We start from the raw sequence: 23214 nt of genomic DNA on the forward strand, positions 1-23214 counted from the left end.
CTTCCCGCACGCAATCGAGGCAATCCGCGGAAAGCAACCGGCTGCGACGATCTCAGTTGCGTTCCCGCGCATCTGTCGTAGCGTCTGCGCGTTGGTATTCCAACGCAGCCGAGCCGAAACGGTCCGATTTGACCGCCAAGCCACCACCCCTCCTGACAACGAGACGACCACCAAGCGGACACCCGTGATGCGTCGGGCTCGAGCCGCTGGCAGTGGACCGGAAGCGCTGTGCCCAGAGGGAGGAATTCATGGCACTCACACGTGCTCTCACAGCCGCGGCCGCCGCCGAGTTCGTATCGCTTGCCTCGTTCGTCCCGGCCGCCCTCGCATGGGAGCCGAAGAAGCCAGTCGTCTTCGTGATCATGGCGGGCGAAGGCGGTGGCGCCGACCAGATGGCCCGCCTGACGCAGGCGATCATCGACGAGAGCCAGTTCTCGCCACATCCGTTCATCCCGGTGAACAAGGGTGGCGGCTCGGGCGCCGAGGCGCTCATCTAGATGAACAAGACGGGCGACCTCGACTACGCGATCATGGTGACGCTCAATACCACCTACTTCACCACGCCGCTGCTGCAGCGGGGCCTCGGTATCGACATCATGGACTTCGCGCCGATCGCCCTGATGGCCGAGGATACGTTCCTCCTCTGGGTCCACAAGGGCGAGGGCATCACCCCCTTCGAACAGTTCCTCGAGGAGGCCAAGAACCGAGACGACGGCTGGGTGATGGGCGGAACCGGCCGCCAAGGCGAGGACGAGTTCATCACGAACGTCCTGAACGCCAACTTCGGCCTCACCATGAAATACATCCCCGACAAGGGCGGTGGCGCCGTCGCCAAGGACCTCGCCGGTCGGCAGGTTACCTCGACGGTGAACAACCCCTCCGAGGCGATCGGCTTCTACCAGTCGGGCGACCTGATCTCGCTGGTGGCCTTCACCGACGAGCGCCTGGCGATGTTCCCGGACGTGCCCACGCTCAAGGAGAAGGGCGTCGACTTCTCGTACTTCACCCAGCGCGCCGTGGTCGGTGCCCCGGGCATGTCGGACGAGGCCGTGGCCTTCTACCAGGACGTGTTCACCAAGGTGTTCGAGTCGCCCCGCTGGCAGGACTACATGGCCAAGCAGTCGCTCCTCGCGAACTTCATCATGAGCGAACCGATGCGCGAGTATTGGGTGGAACAGCGTGACCGCCACGAGAAGATCCTGAAGGCATCGGGCGCGATCAACGGACGCCGCGACGATTGCAGTCTCAGCATGAAGTGGACGCCGGGCGCCCGCGCCCGGCTTCGTCGTTTTCCCTCGGACGGTATCAGGCACTGCGAAACTCGGGCGCCGCTTGATCGAAGCGACGGGCCGCCAGCGAGACGCGCGCCGGGTCGCCGCTCGTCATCGCGCTGACGCCGCCTTCGCACCCTGCCGCGAAATGCGGGTGCCGGCGAAGGTAATCCGCAAGGCTCTCGGCCACGAGCCGGGGCTGCGAAAGGATATCCGTCGTCCCGGGCAAGGCCGCGCGGAAGAGATCGCCGACCAGCGGGTAATGCGTGCAGCCCAATACCGCCGCCGCCGGTGCGCCGCTCTCCAGCAGTGCACCCGCTCGGTCCGAGACGATCATTGACGCGGACCCGAGGTCGCCCGTCTCGATCGCCTCGACCAGCCCTGGACAGGCGATCTCGCGCACGTCGAGCCCCGTGGCGCGCAGCCGGAGCTCGCGGGTAAAGGCGCCGCTTCGCACCGTCGCTGGCGTGCCGAAGAACCCGACGCTCGAGACCCGCGCGGGCAGCGGCGCGCCGCGATAGCCCCATGGGCGACCGGTCACCGCCTCGATCATGGGCACGAAGACACCGAGCACGCGCCGCTCCGGCGCGGCCACCGGCAACCAGCGCTCCTGCAGGGGCCGCAGCGCAACGGCCGAGGCGGTGTTGCAGGCGAGGATCACGAGTTCGCAGCCCTCGGCGAACAACCGCTCGACCCCGGCCCGCGTCAACGCGAGGATCTCGTGATCCGGCCGCATGCCATAGGGGGCGTTGGCATTGTCGCCGAGGTAGACGAAATGCTCGCCGGGCAGGCGATCGCGCAACGCCTTGAGCACGGTCAGACCGCCAAGCCCAGAATCGAAGACTCCGATGGGCACGACGTCAGCCGAGATAGAGCCCGTGGGAGAAGTCCTTCTTCGGTGACGGGTCGAGCGCGTAGGTCTCGCGCCGCAGATACTCCATCAGCGCGCGCGAGTCCCTGCGCCGGGCGGCGATCTCGGCCTGTGGCAGGGGTGTGCCGATATGGACGCGAAGCGGCTCGCCGACGCGGCTGTCGAACTCGTTGATCAGGAGCGCGACCCGCAGCGTCGGATTGAGGTGGCTCGCGATCTGGAACAGGCGGCTGTTCTGCCCCTCGAAATAGATCGGCACGACCGCCGCCTCAGATTTGGCGATCATCTTGGCCGTGAATGTCTTCCAGTGCGGGTCGAGCGGCCGCGAGAACGGCTTGGCCGAGGTCGAGACCGTGCCGCCGGGAAAGATCCCGATCGCGCCGCCAGAGGCAAGGTAGTCGAGCGCGGTCTTCCGCGTCTCGATGTTCACCCGCTGGGCTTCCTTCGTCTCGCCGAAATCGATCGGGAGGATGACCCGCTGGAGATCCTTCGCGCGGCGGAAGACCACATGGGCGATGATCCGGAAGTCACCGCGCGCCGCCGAAAGGATGTTGCCCAGCGCCAGCCCGTCGAGGATGCCGTAGGGATGGTTCGCCACCGCGACCAGCGGCCCCTCGCGCGGGATGTTCTCCATCCCCGTCGCCTCGATGCGGATGCCGTAGCGCTCGCGCATCACCTCCCAGAAGTCGCGCCCTGCCTCGACCTCGGTCTCGTAGCCCAGCGCCATGCGCAGGAGTCGCGGCCGACCGGTGATGTTCTCGATCGAGCGGATCACGGCCCGCCCGACCTGCGAGCGCGCCGCGAACGAGTAGCTGATCTCGCGTGGCGCTGCGCCGGTGCTCTGCATGGTTCAATCTCCGGCTGGCAGTGGCTGCCGCGAAAATATGATGAAGCCACCGGAATCGCAATCGAGCAGCGGGCCGCCCGGGGCTGATGCGCACCGGCCACGGCATTGAACGCACGCCTCTTTGCCACAGCTTGTTTCGGGGGTTTTCACGCGGGGGAGGAAGATGGACTTGGACACGCTGCTCGCCCTTCTCGTCTTCGTCGTCGCCAATGTCGCGACGGCGGCATCCGGCGCGCTGTTCAAGCCGGGGAACTGGTACGAGGGGCTGAATCACCCATCCTTCCGTCCGCCGAACTGGCTTTTCGGCCCGGTCTGGACGGTGCTCTACTGCATGATTGCGGCGGCGGGCTTCCTCGTCTGGCGCGAAGCGGGATGGTCGGGCGCGGCCCTTCCGCTCGCGGTCTATTTCGCGCATCTCGTGCTGAACTTCGCCTGGAGCGCGCTGTTCTTCGGCGCGCGCCGTCCCGACTGGGCGTTCTGGGAGGTGATCGCGCTGTGGATGTCGATTGTTGCCACCATCGCGGTATTCGCGCCGCTGAGCACTGTCGCGGCCTGGCTGCTCGTGCCCTACCTCGCTTGGGTCAGCTTCGCGGGGTTCCTCAACTGGGCGCTCTGGCGCCTCAACCCGCAGGTGCTTCCCGGCCCGGACGGCGCTCAGCGATAAACAAGGGGCAGCAAGCGCCACGAAAAAGGGGCCCCGCGGGGCCCCTTCGCATTGCAGACGTGCCGATTGGCCTCAGCGCTTCGAGAACTGGAAGCTGCGGCGGGCCTTGGCGCGGCCGTACTTCTTGCGCTCGACCACGCGCGCGTCGCGGGTCAGGAAGCCGGCGGCCTTCAGCGCCGGGCGCAGCTCGGGATCCCAGAGCGTGAGCGCCTTCGAGATGCCGTGCTTCACCGCACCGGCCTGGCCCGACAGCCCGCCACCCTTGACGGTGGCCATAACGTCGAACTGGCCCGAGACATTGGCGACCCGGAAGGGCTGGCCGATGACCATCTGCAGCACCGGGCGCGCGAAATACTCGCTCACGTCCTTGCCGTTGACGAGGACCTTGCCCGAGCCCGGCTTCACCCAGACGCGGGCGACCGCGTCCTTGCGCTTGCCGGTTGCGTAGGAGCGGTTCAGCGCATCGCGCACCGGCTCGCGCTTCACGGCGGCCTCGGCCTCGACCGCGCCACCAGCGACGGCATCCTTCAGCGCATCCAGCGACTTGATCTCTTCAGTCATGCTCAGGCGCTCCGCGTGTTCTTGGGGTTCATGGCGCGCACGTCCACGACCTCGGGGGTCTGGGCCTCGTGCGGATGGGTCGCGCCCGCATAGATGCGCAGGTTGGTCATCTGCTTGCGGGTCAGCGGCCCGCCCGGCATCATCCGCTCGACCGCCTTCATCAGAACGCGCTCGGGGAAGCGACCCTCGAGGATCTGGGTGGCGGTGCGGCTCTTGATGCCGCCCGGATAGCCGGTGTGCCAGTAGTAGGTCTTGTCACGGCGCTTGTTGCCGGTGAGCTGGACCTTGTCGGCGTTCACGACGATCACGTTGTCGCCCATGTCCATGTGCGGAGTGAACGTCGCCTTGTGCTTGCCGCGCAGGCGCATGGCGATGATCGAGGCAAGCCGGCCCAGAACGACGCCCTCGGCGTCGATCACGACCCACTTCTTCTCGATATCGGCCGGTCTTGCAGAATACGTCTTCATAGCCGTTCCGATCCCGTCCTCGGGCCCTTGCGCGACATCTGCGCGCCTGGCCCGCTGAAACTGACGAGGCCGGGCGCAACGCTCCCGGCCGGGTGCGCGGGGGTATGACCCGAGCGCATCGGATTGTCAAGACCACTTGGAACGAAGCCGTTCAGAATTATCGTGCAAAAACAGAGTGGTTCGCTTTGGGGTATCAAGGTACCCCAGCATTATCGCCGTGGCGGGATCGAGTAGGTCATGGTGGCATGCGCCACCGGTCCGCTTTGCCCCTCTTGCAGAATCGTCGCGTCCCCCACCACCAGAGCGCGACCCAGCTTGAGGATCCGCGCCTCGCACACCAGGTCGGCCGCCGCGGGCTTGCGCAGGAAGTTGATCGTGGCGCTCGTGGTCACGGTCAGAGCCTCGCGCCCGATCTGCGCGAGGATCGCGACGTAGAAGGCACAGTCCGCCAAAGTGAACATCGACGGGCCCGAGACCGTGCCCCCGGGCCGCAGGTGCTGTTCGCCCACGGGCATGCGCAGCCGTGCGCTCATGGGCCCGACCGCCTCGATCAGCATCTGTCCTTTGATCTGGGGGAACACATCGTCGAGGAATTCCGTCAGTTCCTCGGGACCCATCCTCACACCCGCCCGATCCGCCATCGCCCTGCCTCCCGCGCCCGCCAGATGCTTGCCACTGCTTGCGGGCCCATGTCATGGAGAACGGGGCGTCATGGCAAGGGGAGGACGCGCGATGGACCAGATTCTTCTTCGCGAGGATGCGGGCGGGATCGCCACGCTCACCCTCAACCGGCCCGAGGCACTCAACGCCCTGTCCGAAGAACTGATGGCCGCGCTGCAGGCCGCGCTCGACGCGATCGCGGTCGACCGCAAGGTGAAGGCCGTGATCCTGCGCGGCGCGGGCCGCGCTTTCTGCGCCGGTCACGACCTGCGCCAGATGCAGGCCGCGCGCCAGGCGCCTGACGGCGGACGCGCCTATTACCAGGCGCTCTTCGCGCAATGCTCGCGGCTCATGACCTCGATCCCCCGCCTGCCGCAACCCGTGATCGCCCAGGTCCACGGCATCGCCACGGCGGCCGGCTGCCAACTCGTCGCATCCTGCGATCTCGCGGTTGCGGCCGAGGACACCCGTTTTGGCGTGAACGGCGTCAATATCGGGCTGTTCTGTTCGACGCCGATGGTCGCGCTCTCGCGCAACATCGCCCGCAAGAAAGCCTTCGAACTGCTGACGACCGGCGAGTTCCTGACCGCGGCCGAGGCTCAGGCGCACGGCCTGATCAACCGCTCGGTCCCGTCCGGCGAGGAACCGGCGCAGGCGCGCAAGATGGCCGAAACCATCGCCGCGAAGCTCTCGACCGCGATCCGCTACGGCAAGCGTGCGTTTTACGAGCAAGCCGAGATGCCACTGGACCAGGCCTACGCCCATACCGCCCGCGTGATCGCCGAGAACATGCTGGAGCCCGACACCGCCGAGGGCGTTCAGGCCTTCCTCGAGAAGCGCCCGCCGAACTGGGAGGGCTGAGGGTGCCCGCCCTCCCCGGCCGCATCGGGATCGTCGGCGGCGTCGGCTGGCTTGGCGGCGCGATCGCGCGCGCCGCGCTGCGCAGCGGCACGCTCGCCCCCGAACGGCTCTGGCTCTCGGGCCGCAGGCCGCGGCGCGACGGCGTAGCCGACTGGCCCGAGGTCACCGTGACCGACGACAATCAGGCCCTGGTGGACGCCGTCGACACCGTCGTGCTTTCGGTGCGGCCCGGCGACTTTGCGCAGATGGGGCTCGACCTTCGCGGCAAGCTTTCGGTTTCGGTCATGGCGGGCGTGACATCGGCTCAGATCATGCGCGCGACCGGGGCCGAGCGCGTGGTGCGCACGCTGCCCAACGCAGCCGCCGAGTTCGGCCTGTCCTTTACACCGTGGCATGCCTCGGCTGCCGTCACGGGTGCCGACCGAGCCTTGGTGCGCGCGCTTTTCGGCGCCTGCGGGCAGGAGGCCGAGATCGCCGAGGAAGCCCAGCTCGATCTCTTCACGGCGCTCACCGGATCGGGGCCCGCCTTCCCGGCGCTCTTGGCCGACGCGTTGGTCGAGGCGGCGCTCGCGCATGGGCTCGACCGCCCGCTGGCCGAGGCCGCAGTGCGCCAGGTGATGCTGGGCGCAGGCGAAGCCATCGCCCGCGAGCCCGCGAGCCCGGCCGAAACCGTCCGGAGCTTCATCGATTACGCCGGCACCACGGCGGCAGGTCTCGTCGCAATGCAGGATGCGGGCCTGCGCGAGGCCGTGGCGCGCGGCATCGCGGCTGCTACCCGCAAGGCCCGCGCGCTCGCGGACCCCGGCGGGGAGAGCTGACCGCTCAGTGCGGCTTCAGCGCGAGCGACCGCGCGCGATCCGCGTCTCGGACGGGTAGGCGAGTGCGAACTTCGTGCGCATCAGCAGGAAGACCACCACCAGCGCACCCGCCTGATGGAAGATCGCGAGCGCGGCAGGCGAGCCGTGCATCACCGTGACGATGCCGATCACGACCTGCGCCAGCACACCACCAGCCAGCCAGAAACCGGCCGCGCGGATCCGCGGATGCCCGCGCCGCGCCAGCGCCACCGCCGTCGCCAGCGCCCAGATCAGGACCAGGTAGCCCAGCATGCGGTGACAGAACTGTACCAGCGCGGGGTTCTCGAAGAAATTGCGCCAGGGCGGCACAAGGTCGAAGCTCTCGGACGGAAGGAACTGGCCCTGCATCAGCGGCCAGTCAACATAGCCGCGCCCGGCGTCGATCCCTGCCACCAGCGCGCCGACGATGATCTGCAGGAAGATTAGCGCCCCAAGGCTGCCCGCCCAACCCATACCGCCGAACCGCCGCCGCCGCGCCTTCAGCGCCTCGACCTCGTCGAGCCGGATGCGCATCGCCAGCCAGACCAGCAGCATGAAGATCACGAAGGCGAGGCCCAGATGCATCGCGAGCCGGTAGGAGGCGACGTCGAGCCGCCCGGTCAGCCCCGAGGCCACCATCCACCAGCCGACCGCGCCCTGCACGCCGCCCAAGAGCCCGGGCACGACGAGCCGCCCAAGCCAGCCGCGCGGCACGGCACGCGCCACCAGGAACCCCACCAGGCCCACCAGCCAGACAACGCCGATCACACGGCCCAGGAAGCGATGGCCCCATTCCCACCAGAAGATCGGCTTGAAGTCCTCGAGCGTCATCCAGTTGTTCTGGACCTGGTACTCGGTGGTGGTCTTGTAGGCCTCGAAGGCCGCTTCCCAGTCGCTCGCGCTCAGCGGCGGCACGGCGCCCATCACGGGATCCCAAACGGTGATCGAGAGCCCGGAATCCGTCAGCCGCGTGAGCCCGCCCACCAGCACCATCGCCGCCACCAGCGCCGCAAGCAGCCACAGCCAGAGCGCGATCGCCCCCCGCGCCTCGCGGCCACGCACCGGCGCGGGCGCCGCGGCCTCGGCCTTCGGGCTGGAAACTTCCTCGAAAATCGCGCGCTTCGACATCTTCGCCCCTGCTGCGGCCGACCTCTCGCCGGGGAGACTTATTCCGCGCCGTCGTCCCCGGCAAGCGGCACGGGGCCGCGCCCGGATCCGGTGGCTCCGCCCTCGCCGGACGCGCCCTTGCCGGGCGCGCTCCTGCGCTGGCGCTGGCGCTTGGGCCCCTCGGCCAGGGCGCGCACCACTCCCCACAGCGTGCGGACGTCCTGCCCGGTAAGCCCCGCCCGATTGAACATGTTGCGCAGGTTCGCCTCCATGTTCGGACGCTTGTGCTCGGGGAAGAAGAAATGCGCGGCTTCGAGTTCGTCGATCATGTGATCCACGAGCCGCGCGACCTCCCCGGCCTCCGCAAGCTCGGGGCGCTCGCCGACGAACTGCTCGGGCGGCGTCGCATCCGCCAGTCGCCGCAGTTCGTAGGACAGCAGCAGCACGCACTGGCCAAGGTTGAGCGACGGGAACTCGGGGTTCACCGGCACCGAGATGATGGCCGACGCGCGCGCGATGTCCTCGTTCAGCAGGCCCGAGCGCTCGGGGCCGTACATGACGCCCACCCGGTGGCCGGCATCCATCAGCCCCATCATCTCGCGCGCCGCCGCTTCGGGCGTCAGCACCCGCTTGGTCAGCTCGCGTGGACGCGCGGTGGTCGCGTAGACGGTGTGCAGATCGGCCAGCGCGGCGTCGGTGTCGGCATAGACCTGCGCCTCGTCCAGCAGGCTTCCTGCCCCCGAGGCCAGCGCCGCAGCCCGCGGGTTGGGCCAGCCGTCGCGCGGCGCGACCAGCCGCATCCGGCGCCAGCCGAAATTCCACAGCGCCCGAGCGGCGGCGCCGATGTTCTCGCCCATCTGCGGCTCGACCAGGATGGTAAATGGCCCCAGCCGGGTCTGGCTCCGATCGCTCATCTCAAACGCCTCACTCCCTCACTGTGCCGCACGCACGAGCCACAGGGACGACTCGAATGCACCCTCGGGCATCGGCAGGTCGGCGACGCCCGGCGCTTCGGCCGCCCCCATCCGGGTGCGCGCGAAATGCGACGCCCAGATCGGCTTGTAGGCACCACTGGCAAGCCATCCCGCCAGGCCGGTCTGCTCGGTGTAGCCACGCCATTCCCACGCCACCGGGTAGGGGTCGGGCAGGAAGATGTCGTGCAGATGCACCAGCACACCGGGCGCGAGGCGCGGCAGGATGCGGCTGAAGATCATGTCGACATCGGTCCCCGGCCAAAGCAGGTGTGAGCTGTCGAAGAAGGCGATGTCGCCGGGCTCGAGCGCATCGAACAGCGGCAGGTGCTGAGGACCCAGCACCTCGCGGCGCCACTCGACATCGAGGCCGTCGAGCACCGCCCGGGGCTCGGGGTCGATGCAGGTGATCCGCCCCCCCTGCCCCGCGTCGTCGAGGGCCTGCGCAAGGAACCGCGTCGAGTGGCCCGAGCCGACCTCGACCACACGCCCCGCGCCGGATCCCGCCGCGATGACATAGGCAGCGGCGCCATCAAGCCGGGGAAACCAGAGCTGGTCCCAACGCGGCCGCGGCGCCGGGCCGCGGAACGCAGCGAGCGCATCCGCCTCCTCGGCGATGACGCCAAGCACGCTCTCCATCTCGTCCCAGGCAGTGCCGAGAATCGCCTCGATCTCGGGGTAACCATCGCCGCCCGAGACCGATCCGGCGTAGCGATACGGGCTGAAGAACCCCCGCGGCCGTCCCAGAAGCGTGCTCAGCCCCATGACGAAGCGACGCCAGCGCAGGCGGAGCGGCAGCGCGCCCGCGCGAATCCCGGCCCGCGGGCCGGCGTCGTTGTCATCGAGTCTTGCCATGACGAAAGTTTTCTTTAATGGCCATTAAGTCGCGTTGCCTGTCCTCGCCCCTCTCGCTACTGTCCGCCGCGATTCCGCGCAAGCGGACCGATCGCTGAGCCCTGGGAGGACAAGCATGTCGAAGATTAAGGTCGCAAACCCGGTCGTCGAGCTCGACGGCGACGAAATGACCCGGATCATCTGGGACTTCATCAAGCAGAAACTGATCCTCCCGTATCTGGACATCGACCTCGAGTACTACGACCTCGGCATCGAGTATCGCGACAAGACCGACGATCAGGTCACCGTGGACGCGGCGAACGCGATCAAGAAGCATGGCGTCGGCGTCAAGTGCGCCACCATCACGCCCGACGAGGCCCGCGTCGAGGAGTTCGGGCTCAAGAAGATGTGGCGCTCGCCCAACGGGACGATCCGCAACATCCTGGGCGGCGTGATCTTCCGCGAGCCGATCATCTGCAAGAACGTGCCGCGCCTCGTGCCGGGCTGGACCCAGCCGATCGTCGTCGGCCGTCACGCCTTCGGCGACCAGTACCGTGCGACCGACTTCGTCTTCCCCGGCAAGGGCAAGCTGACGATCAAGTTCGTGGGCGAGGACGGCGAGGTGATCGAGCGCGAGGTGTTCGACGCGCCCGGCGGCGGCGTCGCGATGGCGATGTACAACCTCGACCAGTCGATCATCGACTTCGCCCGCGCCTCGATGAACTACGGTCTGATGCGCGGCTACCCGGTCTACCTGTCGACCAAGAACACCATCCTCAAGGCCTATGACGGCCGCTTCAAGGACCTCTTCCAGAAGGTCTACGAGGAGGAGTTCGAGGCCGAGTTCAAGAAGAAGGGCATCATCTACGAGCACCGCCTGATCGACGACATGGTGGCCTCGGCGCTCAAGTGGTCGGGCGGCTACGTCTGGGCCTGCAAGAACTACGACGGCGACGTCCAGTCGGACACCGTGGCGCAGGGCTTCGGCTCGCTCGGCCTGATGACGAGCGTGCTGATGACCCCTGATGGCAAGACGGTCGAGGCCGAGGCCGCGCACGGCACGGTCACCCGCCACTACCGCCAGCACCAGAAGGGCGAGCAGACCTCGACCAACTCGATCGCCTCGATCTTCGCCTGGACGCGCGGCCTCAAGCATCGCGCCAAGCTCGACGACAATGCGGCGCTGGCCAACTTCGCCGAGACGCTCGAACGCGTCTGCGTCGACACGGTCGAGAGCGGCGACATGACCAAGGATCTCGCGCTGCTGGTCGGGCCCGACCAGAAGTGGCTGACCACGACCGGCTTCCTCGACAAGATTGACGAGAACCTGAACAAGGCGCTCAAGGGCTGAGGCCCGGCGCGACAGGACTAGCGACCTGATGGGCCCCGCGCAGCCGCACGGGGCCCTTTTCACGCGTGAAACCATGATCAAGTTTTTGATTAAAATGGTATTTTAGAATCATCGCGCGGGTCGCCCGACGGCAATTCGCACGCCGCGGGCCTTCGCGGTTGTTCGCGAGCGCTCGCGCGCCTATCGTTCGCGTGGGAGCCGATTTCCGAGACCATCGTGGGAGATCTTCCATGAAGCCGTTTCCGACCGCTCTTGCGCTCGCGCTTGCCGCTACCGCGGGCCTCGCCGCTCCGGCATGGGCCGCATGCCCAGACGACGCGACGATCGATGCCTTTGTCGCCGACTGGCAGGCCAAGACACCGAGTACCGCGCTTGGCGCCGTCGACTCGATGGAGGACGCGCTCTGCGCGCAGGGCAAGATCGTCGAGCGCCTCGCTGCGAGCCTCGGCCCGGTCGTCGGCCACAAGGCGGGCCTGACCAGCAAGGCGACGCAGGAACGCTTCGGCGTCGGCGAGCCGGTGCGCGGCGTCCTGCTGCGCGACACGCTCCTGGACGATGGCGCCACCGTGCCCGCGGGCTTCGGCGCGCGCCCGCTGTTCGAGGCGGACCTGATCCTTGTTGTCGCCAGCGACGCGGTGAACGACGCGACCACGCCGGCCGAGGCGCTTTCTCATATCTCGGAGATCCGCCCCTTCATCGAACTGCCGGACCTGGCGGTCGCCAAGGAGGTGGCGCTCGACGGCAAACTGATCACCGCGATCAACGTGGCCGCGCGGCTCGGCATCGTCGGCGAGCCGGTGGACGTCTATCCGGGCGTGCTGGAGATGCTGGCGGGGATGACCGTCAAGGTGGTCGACGGCGAGGGCACCGAGCTTGCCTCGACGCCCGGCTCGGCGGTCCTGGGCAACCCGGTCGAGAGCGTGCTGTGGCTGGTCAGGAACGGCGTGAAGCTCAAGGCGGGCGACATGGTCAGCGTGGGCTCGATCGGCCCGCTGCTGCCGCCCAAGCCCGGCATGGAGGTCACGGTGCGCTACCTGGGCCTGCCCGGCGACCCCGAGGTCTCGGTCGCCTTCGAGTGACGCCGGCGGCGGCGTGGCGACCGCTAGGTTGTGACGAGGCCCATCGCGTAGGCGTCGAGCTGGTCGGCGACCGTTCCCCAGCCGCCGTAGAACCCCATGTCCTCGTGTGACTTGCGGGCCTCGCTGGTGCGGTGACGGGCGATTGCCGTGTAGCGCGTCCCGCCGCCGGCGGCGTCCTCGAGCAGGATGATCGCGGTCATGAAGGGCTCGGGCGCCGGCTTCCAGCCCTCGCTGTAGGCATCGGTGAAGACGAGTTTCTGGTGCTCGACGATCTCGAGAAAGACGCCCTTGTTGCCGATCTCGTGGCCATCGACCTCGAAGGTCGTGTCGAAGCGACCGCCGACGCGCAGGTCGATGTCGCAGGACGTAACCTTGTGCGGCCTGGGAACGAAGAACTCGACGACGTGCCGCGGCGTGGTCCAGCATTCCCAGATCAGCGGCCGCGGCGCCCTGAGGGTTCGCGTGAAGCTGAGGTCAGTCGTCGGATCGAGATCCATCGTCGCGCTCCTTCATGAGGCCGGTGACATAGTCGTCGAACTGGTCGAGCCGCGTCTCCCAGAGCGCGCGTTGCCGGGACAGCCAATCCTGCGCCGGCGCGAGCCCCGCACCCGTCAACGCGCAAGACCGCACGCGGCCGCTCTTCGTCGAGCGGATCAGTCCCGCCCGTTCGAGCTTGCCCAGATGTCCGAGGAAGGATGGAAGCGCCATGGCGTGCGATGCGGCCAGTTCGCTGACCGTCGCCGGCCCGCGCGCCAGCCTTGCGATGACTGCCCGGCGCGTCGGATCGCTCAGCGCGGAGAACACGAGATTGAGATTCGGCTCATACTTAGTCATATGACTAAGTATTGCCCGGTGGCGCGTCCCGTCAACGGAAATGCGGACAAATGCGGGGACTGCGCCGAGTGACTTTTGCCACGGGTGAAGGCGCACCATCGCGGCCGCATCCGCGCGGCAAAGCCGAAGGAAATTGGATGCGGGCCGTCATCCTCGGCCCGGAGACCGGTGCATCGACCGCGCTCAGGCGGCCGAGGCCGCCTTCCCCATCGGCTCGAAGGGGCGCAGCCGCGCGCCGTCGGCCGTGATCTCGGCGAAATGGCCCGGCGGGATCGCCTCCCAGTCGCCTTCATCTGCCTCGAGCGGCTCGGACACCACCGCCCGGCCCTGGCGCGAGCGCGAGTAGCGGTGGTAGAGCGTGGGCGCCTCGTCATCCGAGGCGTAGCGCACGGCAAAGAGCCGCTGGCCGTCCGAGAAGGCGGCCGTCAGCCGCATGTAGGGCGCCGTGCCCGCCTCGCGCGCGAGCGCCTCGAGCCGCGCGGTGGCGCGCAGCATGGCGCCGTAGGGATCGGCGTCGAGCCCCTCGGCCAGGGCCAGCAGGAACAGCGCCTCGGAATCCGTCGCGCCCTTGCGGCACTCGTAGAGCTCGTCGGGGATCAGCATGTCGATCCGGCGCCGCAGCCGCTCGTAGCCGCCCAACTGGCCGTTATGCATGAAGCTCCAGCGCCCGCAGGCGAAGGGGTGGCAGTTGTTGCGGCTGGTGGCGCTGCCGGTCGAGGCGCGGACATGCGCCAGGAACAGCCCGGACTTCACCTGCTGCGCGAGACTGCGCAGGTTCGGGTCGGACCAGGCGGGCAGGACGTCGCGGAAGAGGCCCGGCTCGGGCCGCTCGCCATACCAGGCGACGCCAAAGCCGTCGCCATTGGTGCCCGACTTGCACTCGCGCGCGGCGAGCGACTGGACCGTGAGCGAGCGCCCCGGCGCGCTCACGATTTCCTCGAGAAAGATCGGCTCGCCGATATAGGCGGCCCAGCGGCACATGATCGCCTGCTCCCTTCGCCCCGTGCGGCGCGCCGTCTGGCGGGCGCGTCCGCTGCGCCGTCAATCGGCGCTTACAACACGATTATGCGTCCGCGCGTAAAGCTTGGCAACGATCCGGCTGGCGGTGCGCTCGAACATGAAGGGCAGGATCGCATGCACCAGCGCCGCGCCCGCCGCGGCGACCAGAAGCCCCGCGAAGCGCGCAGCGAAGGCCAGATGCTCGAAATAGCTCTCGTCGACCGAGCGGGGGTGGCTGAGGAACAGGTCGCGTGCGTTTGCGAGCATGGCTTGGATCTCCCTGACTGCGGATATGCAGGGCATATTGCCGCAACCGGGGCGGAAATTGTTCCCAATTTTTGCGACGCTGCCGTAGACTTTCGGGATATTTTCCCAACATGAGGCCGCTTGATGGACATCGACGACTTCGACCGCCGCATCTTGCGGGAACTCCAGCGCGACGCCTCGCTGCCGGTCGAGACGATCGGCGAGCGCATCGGCCTGTCGCGCAACGCCTGCTGGCGCCGCATCCGCCGGCTGGAGGAGGAGCGGGTGATCCGCGCCCGCGTGGCACTGGTCGACCCCGAGGCGCTGGGGCTGGGGCTGACGGTGTTCATCGCGGTGCGCACCGACCAGCACGATCCGGGCTGGCTCGACGCCTTCACCCGCGCGGTGCGGGACCTGCCCGAGATCCAGGGCGTCTACCGGACCTCGGGCGACCTCGACTACCTGCTCAAGGCCCGCGTCGAGGACGTGCGCGCCTATGACCGGCTCTATCAGCGGCTGATCCGGCGGGTGGCGCTGTCGGACATCTCGGCGAGCTTCGTGATGGAGGAGATCAAGGAGACGACCGAGCTGCCGGTCGCGTGAGCGCGTCAGCCCGGCGCGCCGCGCGGCCCGAGAAGGCGGAAGATCTCGACGGGGGCGTGGATGCCCTTGAGCACGAGCTCGCCCGCGGCCTCGGCCTCGAAGGCGTCCTCGACCGCGGTCCAGGCGCGCCGGCTCAGCAGGATCTCGCCATCGGCCGCGGCATCGCAGAGCCGGCTTGCGAGGTTCACCGCCGTGCCGCTGGCGGTGTAGTCGAAGCGCCCCTCGGAGCCGACCATGCCCACGGTTGCGTAGCCGAGCGAGACGCCGACGCCGAAGCCGAGGCGGTGGCCGAGGCGCTTCCAGCTTGCGCAGAGCTCCTCCATCCGCGCGCGCATCGCGATGGCGAGGCGGAGCGCGTCGCCGGCCGGGTCGTCGCAGGGCAGCGGGTCGTTGAACAGCACCATGATCCCGTCGCCCGAGCGGTGATCGACCCCTGCCCCGTGCCCGGCGATCAGCCGGCCCATCTCCTCGTGATAGGTCTGCAGGACCTCGATCGTCTCCTCGGGCTCGGCGGTCTCGCAGAAGGCGGTGAAGCCACGGATGTCGCAGAACAGGATGGCGAGAAGCGCGCGGTGGCTGGACAGCGCGTCGCCCTTGCCGCCCGAGACGATGGCATCGGCAACCTGGGGCGAGAGGAATCGCTTGAGCCGGCCCATCCGCTCGATCTCGTCGACCTGCTCGGCGACGCGGGTCTCGAGCGAGGCGTTGAGCGCCTGGACCTCCTCGGTCCGCGCGGCCAGCGCGCGCAGCTGGCGCGCGTTCTCGACCGCGATCGCGGCCTGGCTGGCGAAGGCGCGCGCGAGGTCGACCTGGTCGGGCGAGAAGGGATTGACCTCGCGGCGGTAGAGGACGATCGCGCCGAGGCTGACGCCGCCCGAGATCATCGGCACCGCGAGGATCGTCCGGATGCCCTCGACCTCGACGAGGAAGACGCGGTGCTCGTTGCGCTCGCGGTAGAGGATGTCATCCGAGCAGTCGGGCAGATGCACCGCCTCGCCGGTGACCAGCGGGTTGATGGCGACGAGTTCGCTGTGCTCGATCGGCAGGTCGAAGGCGTCGAGGATCTTGGCGAACTCGGGCCGCGCGCCGGTATAGGCCGGGATCGTGACGCGCGTGCGTTCCTCGTTCGCGATCGACATGAAGGCGAGCGGCGCGTCGCAAAGCCGCTTGGCGTTCTCGAGGATCGCCTCGAAGACGGGCCGCTCGTCCGCGCGGCTGCGCGAGATCACCTCGAGGATCTCGCGCGTCGCCTGCTCGCGAGCAAGGCGGCTTTCGAGCTCGCGGAACTGGCGGACGTTCTCGACGGCGATCACGGCCTGCGAGGCAAAGGTCTCGACCAGCTCGATCTCGCGCACCGAGAACGCCTCGACGTCGGGCCTGAGCAGGGTGATCACCCCGATCACGTCGCCGTCGCGCAGCAGCGGGACGCCCAGCACGGTGCGATAGTTCCCGATGCGCTGGTAGTCGAGGACCGTGTATTCGGGGTCGGCGAGGCAGTCCTCGAGATGGATCGTCCGGCGCTCCTGCGCCACGCGCGCGACGACCGAGGCGCGCCCCGGCAGGTGCGGGTGCTCGTCCGCGAAGCGCACGAAGGCGGCGTCGGCATTGTTCGAGGCGGCCATGTGGTAGGCGCGGTTGCGGCGCATGAACATCACCGCATGGGTCGCCCGGCAGAGCCGCGCGGCGGTGCCGACGATGGTCTCGAACACCGGCTCGAGATCGTCGGTCGAGCGGCTGATGACGCCGAGCACGTCAGCCGTCGCCGTCTGGTGGGCGAGCGCCTCCTCGACCTCGCGGCTGCGCTCCTCGAGCGCGCGGAACCGGCGGACGCTGTCGAGCGCGATCACCGCCTGGGCGGCGAAGGTCTCGACCAGCGTGATCTGGTCCGGCGCGAACGGCGCGACCTCGCGGCGGTAGAGACCGATCGCACCCACCGCCTCGCCCTCGCGCATCAGCGGCACGGCGAGGAAGGTGCGCATCCCCTCCATGTCGACGGCATCGACGCGCTGCGGGTCACCGGCTCGGTAGCTGTCGGTATCGGCAAGGTCCTTGATATGAACGATTGCCCCGCCGGATATGGCGCGTGGAATCGAGGCGCCGCTGTCGAGCGCCCATTTCTTCTCGGTGCTGGCAAGCCACTCCGAGCGCGCGCCACGGCTTGCCACGAGGCGGGCGTGGCCTCGGCCCGCGCCCACGAGATAGAGCCCGGCAAAGGGCGCGTCGCACAGGCGGCACGCGCTTTCGAGGATCGCGTCGAAGACCGGACGCTCGTCGCCCGGCGAGGCGCTGATGGTCTCGAGGATGCGACGCGACGCGGCCTCGCGCTCGCGCGCCCGGCCGACGGCGCCCGCGAGACCCTCGGCAGCATTGCCCGCGCTGGTGTCCTCCAAGACGCGGCCCCCCGGCCCGTTCTCAATTCGGAAACCGAGGGTAGACGCGGATTGAGCGCATGACCAGTTTCATGCCGCCGGGGAGGGGAAGCTGGTGACGGGGCCGGGCGCGCCGTCGCGGGGCCGGCCCGGGAGGCGACGCGCCTTGGTCCGTCCGGAATATGCCCTGGGCTCAGCCCCCGGCCGAGACGCGCTGCGCGCGGGTGTAGCCGACCATCGACTCGGGGTAGAGCTTGACGTTCTCGATCCCCGCGATCTCGCTGAGCGCAAACCAGTTGGTCGCCGCCCAATGGCCGGTGTTGCAGAAGCTGACGACGGTGCGCCCCGGCGTCCAGCCTGCGGCCTCGGCGCGCGCGCGGATCGCGGCGGGATCGGCGTTGAGCACCCCCGGCGCGGTGAACAGCGTGTCGTGATCGAGGTTCAGGGCGCCGGCCAGCGTGCCGGCCCAGGCCGCCAGCTCGTGCTTGATCTTGCCGGTGAAAAAGTCCTCGGGCCGCGCGTCGATGAGGATTGCATCCTCGGCCCCGTCGAGCACCCGCTCGACCCCCGCGCGGTCGATCGTCCAGTCGGGCGCGAGCGCAAACTCGAAATCCGAGGGGAAGTTCGACCACTCGGCCTTCGACAGCGCGCGCCCGTCGCGGGTCCAGGCGGCCAGGCCGCCATTGAGGATGGCGACCTGCTCGACGCCCGCGGACTTGAGCGTCCAGTAGACGCGCGCCACCGAGCCGAAATCGAGCGAGTCGCGCCCGTCATTGGTGACGATGACCGGGATCGAGGGCTCGACGCCGGCCTCCTGCAGCAGCGCCGTGACCTTGGCGTCGTCGATCAGCTCGCCCGGGTTGTCCTCGGGGCCACGCCAGGCGTGGTAGGGCACGTTGACCGCGGTTTCGAGATGCCCCTGCGCGTAGTCCTTGACCGATCGGATGTCGATCACGACCGCGTCGGCAGCCATCAGCTCGGCAGCCTCGGCGGGGGTCACGAGCGGGCGCCAGTCGCCGGCCGCCGCGGGCGTGCCGAGCGCGAGGCTCACGGCCAGAAACATCGCGAGACGGGTCATCGGATGACTCCTCGATATCGGGGTTTCCAAGCCAGATGGCTCCTGATATGTATTTTGTCAAGTTTCCATATTTTATGTGTTATTTATTCTTTCCCCGAAACGACGCATCCGTGGCGGGGAATGACGCAGCCGCGCGGCACCGTTGCGCAAAAGGCGCTACATCTGCATGACGGTGTGGCGTGATGCCCGGTGCCACGCCCGTGCTGGAGCAGGAGAAACTCGGATGAACGACGCCCCCCGCGACCCCCTGGTCGTCTTCACGCCCTCGGGCAAGCGAGGGCGATTCCCGATGGGCACGCCGATCCTGACCGCGGCGCGGCAGCTGGGGGTCGATCTCGATTCGGTCTGCGGCGGGCGGGGCATCTGCTCGAAGTGCCAGATCACGCCGATGTACGGCGATTTCCCCAAGCACGGCGTCACCGTGACCGAATCGGCGCTGAGCCCGTGGAACGCGGTCGAGGAGCGCTACAAGTCGAAGCGCGGCCTGATCGACGGACGCCGCCTGGGCTGCCAGGCCGCCGTGCAGGGCGATGTCGTGGTGGACGTGCCGCCCGAGAGCCAGGTCCACAAGCAGGTGGTGCGCAAGCGCGCCGAGGCGCGCGAGATCGTCATGGACCCGGCCACCCGCCTCTACTACGTCGAGGTCGTCGAGCCCGACATGCACAACCCGCGCGGCGACCTCGAGCGCTTGATGGACGCGCTGAAGCACCAGTGGGGGCTCGAGGGCCTGACCTGCGACCTGCGCGCCCTGCAGGTGCTGCAGCCGGTGCTGCGCGAAGGCAAGTGGCAGATCACCGTCGCCATCCACTTCGGCCATCGCCGCTCGACGGGCCGGATCATCCATGCCTGGCCCGGCTTCCACGAGGGCTCGATCTACGGCATCGCGGTCGATGTCGGCTCGACCACCATCGCCTGCCACCTGTGCGACCTGCAATCGGGTGACGTCCTGGCCTCGTCGGGCCTCATGAACCCGCAGATCCGGTTCGGCGAGGACCTGATGAGCCGGGTCTCCTACTCGATGATGCATCCCGGCGGTCACCGCGAGATGACGGCGGCGGTGCGCGAGGCGCTCAACACGCTGATCGGCCAGGTGGCCGAGGAGGCAGGCGTCGCGCGCGAGCTGATCGTCGAGGGCGTGCTGGTCGGCAACCCGGTGATGCACCACCTGCTGCTGGGCATCGACCCGGTCGAGCTCGGGGGCGCACCCTTCGCGCTGGCGACCTCGGACGCGATCACGCTGTGGTCGGCCGAGCTCGACCTGCGCATGCATCCGGGCGCGCGGCTCTACATCCTGCCCTGCATCGCCGGTCATGTCGGCGCCGACGCCGCCGCCGTGGCGCTGAGCGAGAGCCCGCACCAGCAGGACGAGCTGATGCTGGTCGTGGACGTGGGCACCAATGCCGAGATCCTGCTCGGCAACCGCAAGCACGTGCTGGCCTGCTCGTCGCCGACGGGACCGGCCTTCGAGGGGGCGCAGATCTCCTCGGGCCAGCGCGCGGCGCCAGGCGCGATCGAGCGGGTGCGCATCGACCCCGCGACCCGGGAGCCGCGCTTCCGCGTCATCGGCTGCGAGCTCTGGTCCAACGAGCTGGGCTTCGCCGAGGCAGTGGGCACCGGCGTAACCGGGATCTGCGGCTCGGGCATCATCGAGGTGATCGCCGAGATGCGCCTCGCCGGGATCATCGATGAAGACGGCGCGATCGGCTCGGCCGAGGCGGTTGGCTCGGAGCGGCTGATCCAGGAGGGTCGGACCTGGTCCTACGTGCTCTGGGACGGCCGGCCCGAGGGCGGGCCGCTGATCTCGGTCACGCAGAACGACGTGCGCGCGATCCAGCTTGCCAAGGCCGCGCTCTATGCCGGCGCGCGGCTGCTGATGGACCAGATGGGGGTCGAGAGCGTCGACCGCGTGGTCCTGGCCGGCGCCTTCGGCGCGCATATCTCGCCGCTCCACGCCATGGTGCTCGGAATGATCCCCGACTGCCCGCTGGACAAGGTGTCCTCGGCCGGCAACGCGGCCGGGACGGGATCACGCATCGCGCTGCTCAATTCCGGCGCGCGGCGCGAGATCGAGGCGGTGGTGCGCGAGATCGAGAAGGTCGAAACCGCCGTCGAGCCGCGCTTCCAGGAGCATTTCATCAACGCCATGGCCGTGCCGCACAAGACCGCAGGCTTCCCGAACCTGGAAACGCTGGTGAACCTCCCGGCCGTCAGGTTCGAACAGGGCGGCGGCGACGAGGGCGCCCGGCGGCGGCGGCGCGCGCGCGGCTGAGCCAAGCCGCAACCGCTCCGCGGCCGCGCTTTGCGCGGCGCTCCGCTTGCCCTAGGCTCGGCAGGTCGACCGAGCCAGGGGGTGAGCATGCGCGAACAGCCCGAGCGCCCGATCTTCGGGCCCGAGGACCCGCGCCTCGACCCGCCGAACCCGCCCGAGGTGAGCCATGCGCGCTCGCTGGCCAAGGCAATCTCGTGGCGCGTGGTCGGCACCATCGACACTTTGGTGCTGAGCTTCCTCATCTTGACCTTCCTCGCACCGCTGTTCGGCCATGACGCCGGCACTCACGCCGAAACGGCCCAGACGGCGACCTTGATCGCGCTGACCGAGGTCGCCACCAAGATGCTGCTCTATTTCCTGCACGAGCGGGGCTGGGAGCGGCTTCGCTGGGACGTGAGCGTGGACGAGGAAGGCCACCGCAAGGACGGCCCGAGCCGGTCAGGGGTAAAGACCGCAACCTGGCGGGTGCTGGCGAGCCTCGACACCATGATCCTGGCGCTGATCTTCACCGGGAACCTGGGAACGGCGGTCTCGATCGGCGGCTTCGAGGTGATCACCAAGCTGGTGCTCTACTACTTCCACGAGCGCGCCTGGGCCCACATCCGCTGGGGCATCGTGGCCAAACCGGCCCAAGGCTGAAGGGCGCGGGGAAAGCGACAGCCTCTGGGCGCGCCGGCGCAAGCCGGGCTCAGGCGGCGCGCAACAGCCCCAGCAAGCGCGCGGCATGGCCGAAATCGGCCTCGCGCCGGCATGCCTGGGCCGCGGCTTCCTCGTCCTCGCCCCATTCCCGGATGTTCCAGGCCTCTTCGATGCGGCTGAGCCGCCAAGCCTCGGGCGCGTCGAGCCAGCCGTGGCTGACGGCGAGGCCGAGCACGAGGCTCCCCGAGAGGGTGACGAGCTCGTGGAGCGCGGTCAGTTCCCAGGGGTCATGCGCGTCGACGGCGCGGGCGAGGGCCGCGACGGCGGCGGGGTCCTGCGCGACATGCATGACCCCCTCGCCCGGCAGCAGCCGCGCGCCCAGCGCCTCGTCTGCCCAGTCGAGCATCGGGTCCCAGCCCGCCGCCTGCTGGTCGGCCAGCTCGGGCGGGAAGGGCGCGCGGTAGCAAAGCAGGTCGGTCTCGCCGAAGGCGGCGATCGCCTTCGCCACCTCGCGCCGTGCTGCGATCACGCGGTCGATGGTCGAGTTCGCCGCGCGGGTGAGCGGCATCTCGGCCGGACGCACCTCGTCGCCCTGCGCACTCCACTCGGCAGCCACCGCCTCGGCAAGCGCCCGGGTCGGCAGGATCATCGGCGCCTTGGCGGGCGTGCGCACGGGGCGGGCATCGAGGCGCACCTCGAACCCGCCCTCGACCTCATGCGGCCGGGCCTCTTTCCAGAAGCGCTTCACGCCGTCTCGAGCATCGCGTGGAGCGTGCCGTCGAGCGCCGCAAAATCGTCGACGATCACTTCGGCCCCCGCCATCGCCAGCCTCTCGCGCGCATGGTAGCCCCAGGCCACCCCGACCGCGCGCGCGCCCGCCGCGCGGGCCATGGCGATGTCGTACTCGGTGTCGCCGACCATGACCGCGCGGCGCGGATCGACGCCGGTGGCCGCGAGGCAGTTCAGCACCATCCCCGGATGCGGCTTCGACGGCGCGTCGTCCGCCGTTTGCGTGCCGACGAAGAAGCGCCGCAGATCGTGGCTGTCGAGCATGTGGTCGAGCCCGCGGCGCGCTTTGCCCGTGGCGATCGACAGAAGCCAGCCATCGGCGTCGAGGCGCTCGATCGCGTCCCGCGCGCCCGGGTAGAAGGGTGCATGCGCCTCGCCGCCGGTCTGGCGGCGAAGCTCGACGAAGCTCTCCTTGTAGTGATGCACGAGGCCGTCGACCGTGTCGGGCGAGGCGTCGGGGATCAGCACCATCATCGCCTCGGGCAGCGAGAGCCCGACGATGCCGAGCGTCTGCTCGCGCGCGGGCGCGGGCCGGCCGACCTGCGCGAAGGCGCGGTCCATCGCGGCGACGATGAAGTTCTGGCTATCGATCAGCGTGCCGTCGACGTCGAAGATCACGAGTCTGAGCGCATCATCCGGGCGTCGCATCGCGGGAAAGGCCTTCTGGTGCTACCGGCGGCCCGAACTGGCGCCGGGCGGTTTCATGCTTGCGCGACCGGGCACGTCGTGCGCAGCCGGGCCGCCCCTGCGCCGTCTGCGCCGTCTGCGCCACGCCCTGCCCCACATCGGGAATGTGCGGCCGCCGTTGCGTTGTCACGTCACAGTGGAGCGGGTGGTGGGAATCGAACCCACGCGTTCAGCTTGGAAGTCTCGTGGGCACATGCCCATTTCATCCAATCTTTCAGCGCGTTACCCCTACCCATTCCTTACCTTTGCAGGTGGTTTGTCGGCTCTTTTTTCTTGGAGCGGGTGGTGGGAATCGAACCCACGCGTTCAGCTTGGAAGGCT

General features: G+C 68.9%; 26 protein-coding genes. 10 read left to right on the top strand and 16 right to left on the bottom strand.

Going from position 1 to position 23214, the window contains the following annotated elements:
* Positions 1–248: 248 nt before the first annotated feature.
* Together H0I76_RS19395 and H0I76_RS07215 are read left to right on the top strand one after the other, a co-directional pair.
* Positions 249–497 (top strand): hypothetical protein, encoded by a 249-nt coding sequence (locus tag H0I76_RS19395; protein WP_234455160.1) that lies wholly within the window; start codon positions 249–251, stop codon positions 495–497.
* The gene (locus tag H0I76_RS07215; protein ID WP_234455161.1) at positions 498–1394 is read left to right on the top strand and encodes a Bug family tripartite tricarboxylate transporter substrate binding protein; all 897 of its coding nucleotides are present in this window, start codon (positions 498–500) and stop codon (positions 1392–1394) included.
* Here H0I76_RS07215 and H0I76_RS07220 read toward each other — a convergent pair.
* Positions 1306–2127: an aspartate/glutamate racemase family protein gene (locus tag H0I76_RS07220; RefSeq protein ID WP_200608740.1), complete on the bottom strand. Its 822-nt coding sequence runs from the start codon at positions 2125–2127 to the stop codon at positions 1306–1308. The two genes, H0I76_RS07215 and H0I76_RS07220, sit on opposite strands and share 89 nt — an antisense overlap.
* 4 nt (positions 2128–2131) lie before the next feature.
* Entirely contained in the window at positions 2132–2989 is an 858-nt protein-coding gene (locus H0I76_RS07225; RefSeq protein WP_200608742.1) for a lysophospholipid acyltransferase family protein, read from the bottom strand.
* Positions 2990–3152: 163 nt separating this feature from the next.
* Here H0I76_RS07225 and H0I76_RS07230 point away from each other — a divergent pair, with 163 nt between their 5' ends.
* Positions 3153–3653 carry a TspO/MBR family protein gene (locus H0I76_RS07230; protein WP_200608744.1) on the top strand — a complete coding sequence of 167 codons (501 nt, stop codon included), beginning with the start codon at positions 3153–3155 and terminating at the stop codon, positions 3651–3653.
* Between the two features lie 72 nt (positions 3654–3725).
* Here H0I76_RS07230 and rpsI read toward each other — a convergent pair whose 3' ends face one another.
* The 3 genes from rpsI to H0I76_RS07245 form a co-directional block, all read right to left on the bottom strand.
* Positions 3726–4214: a 30S ribosomal protein S9 gene (rpsI, locus tag H0I76_RS07235; RefSeq protein ID WP_200608746.1), complete on the bottom strand. Its 489-nt coding sequence runs from the start codon at positions 4212–4214 to the stop codon at positions 3726–3728.
* A gap of 2 nt (positions 4215–4216) precedes the next feature.
* Positions 4217–4681: a 50S ribosomal protein L13 gene (gene rplM, locus H0I76_RS07240; RefSeq protein WP_200608748.1), complete on the bottom strand. Its 465-nt coding sequence runs from the start codon at positions 4679–4681 to the stop codon at positions 4217–4219.
* Between the two features lie 209 nt (positions 4682–4890).
* Positions 4891–5322 carry a PaaI family thioesterase gene (locus tag H0I76_RS07245; protein WP_234455162.1) on the bottom strand — a complete coding sequence of 144 codons (432 nt, stop codon included), beginning with the start codon at positions 5320–5322 and terminating at the stop codon, positions 4891–4893.
* Between the two features lie 91 nt (positions 5323–5413).
* Between H0I76_RS07245 and H0I76_RS07250 the strand changes: the two genes are divergently transcribed.
* Both H0I76_RS07250 and H0I76_RS07255 read left to right on the top strand, forming a co-directional pair.
* Entirely contained in the window at positions 5414–6202 is a 789-nt protein-coding gene (locus H0I76_RS07250) for an enoyl-CoA hydratase (RefSeq protein ID WP_200608750.1), read from the top strand.
* Positions 6203–6204: 2 nt separating this feature from the next.
* On the top strand, positions 6205–7020 hold the full coding sequence (locus H0I76_RS07255) for a pyrroline-5-carboxylate reductase family protein (protein WP_200608752.1): 816 nt from the start codon (positions 6205–6207) through the stop codon (positions 7018–7020).
* 15 nt (positions 7021–7035) lie between these two features.
* Here H0I76_RS07255 and H0I76_RS07260 read toward each other — a convergent pair whose 3' ends face one another.
* From H0I76_RS07260 to H0I76_RS07270, 3 genes are read right to left on the bottom strand one after another with little or no spacing between them, the layout of a single operon-like run.
* The gene (locus H0I76_RS07260) at positions 7036–8166 is read right to left on the bottom strand and encodes a COX15/CtaA family protein (protein ID WP_200608754.1); all 1131 of its coding nucleotides are present in this window, start codon (positions 8164–8166) and stop codon (positions 7036–7038) included.
* 38 nt (positions 8167–8204) lie between these two features.
* Entirely contained in the window at positions 8205–9059 is an 855-nt protein-coding gene (locus tag H0I76_RS07265; RefSeq protein ID WP_200608756.1) for an RNA methyltransferase, read from the bottom strand.
* An 18-nt stretch (positions 9060–9077) separates the two neighbouring features.
* The gene (locus H0I76_RS07270) at positions 9078–9971 is read right to left on the bottom strand and encodes a class I SAM-dependent methyltransferase (protein WP_200608759.1); all 894 of its coding nucleotides are present in this window, start codon (positions 9969–9971) and stop codon (positions 9078–9080) included.
* 115 nt (positions 9972–10086) lie between these two features.
* On the opposite strand from H0I76_RS07270, the gene H0I76_RS07275 reads away from it, so the two are divergent.
* The gene (locus H0I76_RS07275) at positions 10087–11301 is read left to right on the top strand and encodes an NADP-dependent isocitrate dehydrogenase (protein ID WP_200608761.1); all 1215 of its coding nucleotides are present in this window, start codon (positions 10087–10089) and stop codon (positions 11299–11301) included.
* A gap of 230 nt (positions 11302–11531) precedes the next feature.
* The gene (locus H0I76_RS07280) at positions 11532–12380 is read left to right on the top strand and encodes a 2-keto-4-pentenoate hydratase (RefSeq protein WP_200608763.1); all 849 of its coding nucleotides are present in this window, start codon (positions 11532–11534) and stop codon (positions 12378–12380) included.
* A 23-nt stretch (positions 12381–12403) separates the two neighbouring features.
* On the opposite strand, the gene H0I76_RS07285 is transcribed toward H0I76_RS07280, so the two are convergent.
* The 4 genes from H0I76_RS07285 to H0I76_RS07300 form a co-directional block, all read right to left on the bottom strand.
* Positions 12404–12877 carry an SRPBCC family protein gene (locus H0I76_RS07285; RefSeq protein WP_200608765.1) on the bottom strand — a complete coding sequence of 158 codons (474 nt, stop codon included), beginning with the start codon at positions 12875–12877 and terminating at the stop codon, positions 12404–12406.
* On the bottom strand, positions 12855–13313 hold the full coding sequence (locus tag H0I76_RS07290; RefSeq protein ID WP_325166413.1) for an ArsR/SmtB family transcription factor: 459 nt from the start codon (positions 13311–13313) through the stop codon (positions 12855–12857). Before H0I76_RS07290 ends, H0I76_RS07285 begins: the two co-directional genes overlap by 23 nt.
* An 84-nt stretch (positions 13314–13397) precedes the next feature.
* A complete protein-coding gene (locus H0I76_RS07295; protein ID WP_200608767.1) occupies positions 13398–14195 on the bottom strand; it encodes a class II glutamine amidotransferase in 798 nt (265 codons plus the stop codon).
* 60 nt (positions 14196–14255) lie between these two features.
* Positions 14256–14480: a DUF6356 family protein gene (locus H0I76_RS07300; RefSeq protein WP_200608769.1), complete on the bottom strand. Its 225-nt coding sequence runs from the start codon at positions 14478–14480 to the stop codon at positions 14256–14258.
* Between the two features lie 123 nt (positions 14481–14603).
* Here H0I76_RS07300 and H0I76_RS07305 point away from each other — a divergent pair, with 123 nt between their 5' ends.
* A complete protein-coding gene (locus tag H0I76_RS07305) occupies positions 14604–15062 on the top strand; it encodes an Lrp/AsnC family transcriptional regulator (RefSeq protein WP_200608771.1) in 459 nt (152 codons plus the stop codon).
* A 5-nt stretch (positions 15063–15067) separates the two neighbouring features.
* On the opposite strand, the gene H0I76_RS07310 is transcribed toward H0I76_RS07305, so the two are convergent.
* Together H0I76_RS07310 and H0I76_RS07315 are read right to left on the bottom strand one after the other, a co-directional pair.
* Positions 15068–17452, bottom strand: coding sequence for a GAF domain-containing protein (locus H0I76_RS07310; protein WP_200608773.1), 2385 nt, complete (start codon positions 17450–17452; stop codon positions 15068–15070).
* 172 nt (positions 17453–17624) lie between these two features.
* Positions 17625–18509 carry a sulfurtransferase gene (locus H0I76_RS07315; protein WP_200608775.1) on the bottom strand — a complete coding sequence of 295 codons (885 nt, stop codon included), beginning with the start codon at positions 18507–18509 and terminating at the stop codon, positions 17625–17627.
* Between the two features lie 223 nt (positions 18510–18732).
* Between H0I76_RS07315 and H0I76_RS07320 the strand changes: the two genes are divergently transcribed.
* Positions 18733–20778, top strand: a complete 2046-nt coding sequence (locus tag H0I76_RS07320; protein ID WP_200608777.1) for an ASKHA domain-containing protein — start codon at positions 18733–18735, stop codon at positions 20776–20778.
* A gap of 87 nt (positions 20779–20865) precedes the next feature.
* Positions 20866–21417: a DUF2061 domain-containing protein gene (locus H0I76_RS07325; RefSeq protein WP_200608779.1), complete on the top strand. Its 552-nt coding sequence runs from the start codon at positions 20866–20868 to the stop codon at positions 21415–21417.
* A gap of 49 nt (positions 21418–21466) precedes the next feature.
* On the opposite strand, the gene H0I76_RS07330 is transcribed toward H0I76_RS07325, so the two are convergent.
* Together H0I76_RS07330 and H0I76_RS07335 are read right to left on the bottom strand one after the other, a co-directional pair.
* Complete coding sequence (locus tag H0I76_RS07330) at positions 21467–22165, bottom strand: ATP12 family chaperone protein (protein ID WP_200608781.1); 699 nt, start codon at positions 22163–22165, stop codon at positions 21467–21469.
* Positions 22162–22854 carry an HAD-IA family hydrolase gene (locus tag H0I76_RS07335; RefSeq protein ID WP_200608783.1) on the bottom strand — a complete coding sequence of 231 codons (693 nt, stop codon included), beginning with the start codon at positions 22852–22854 and terminating at the stop codon, positions 22162–22164. Before H0I76_RS07335 ends, H0I76_RS07330 begins: the two co-directional genes overlap by 4 nt.
* Positions 22855–23214 lie beyond the last annotated feature (360 nt).

Source organism: Thermohalobaculum xanthum, from assembly GCF_016623495.1.
Classification (GTDB): Bacteria; Pseudomonadota; Alphaproteobacteria; order Rhodobacterales; family Rhodobacteraceae; genus Thermohalobaculum; species Thermohalobaculum xanthum.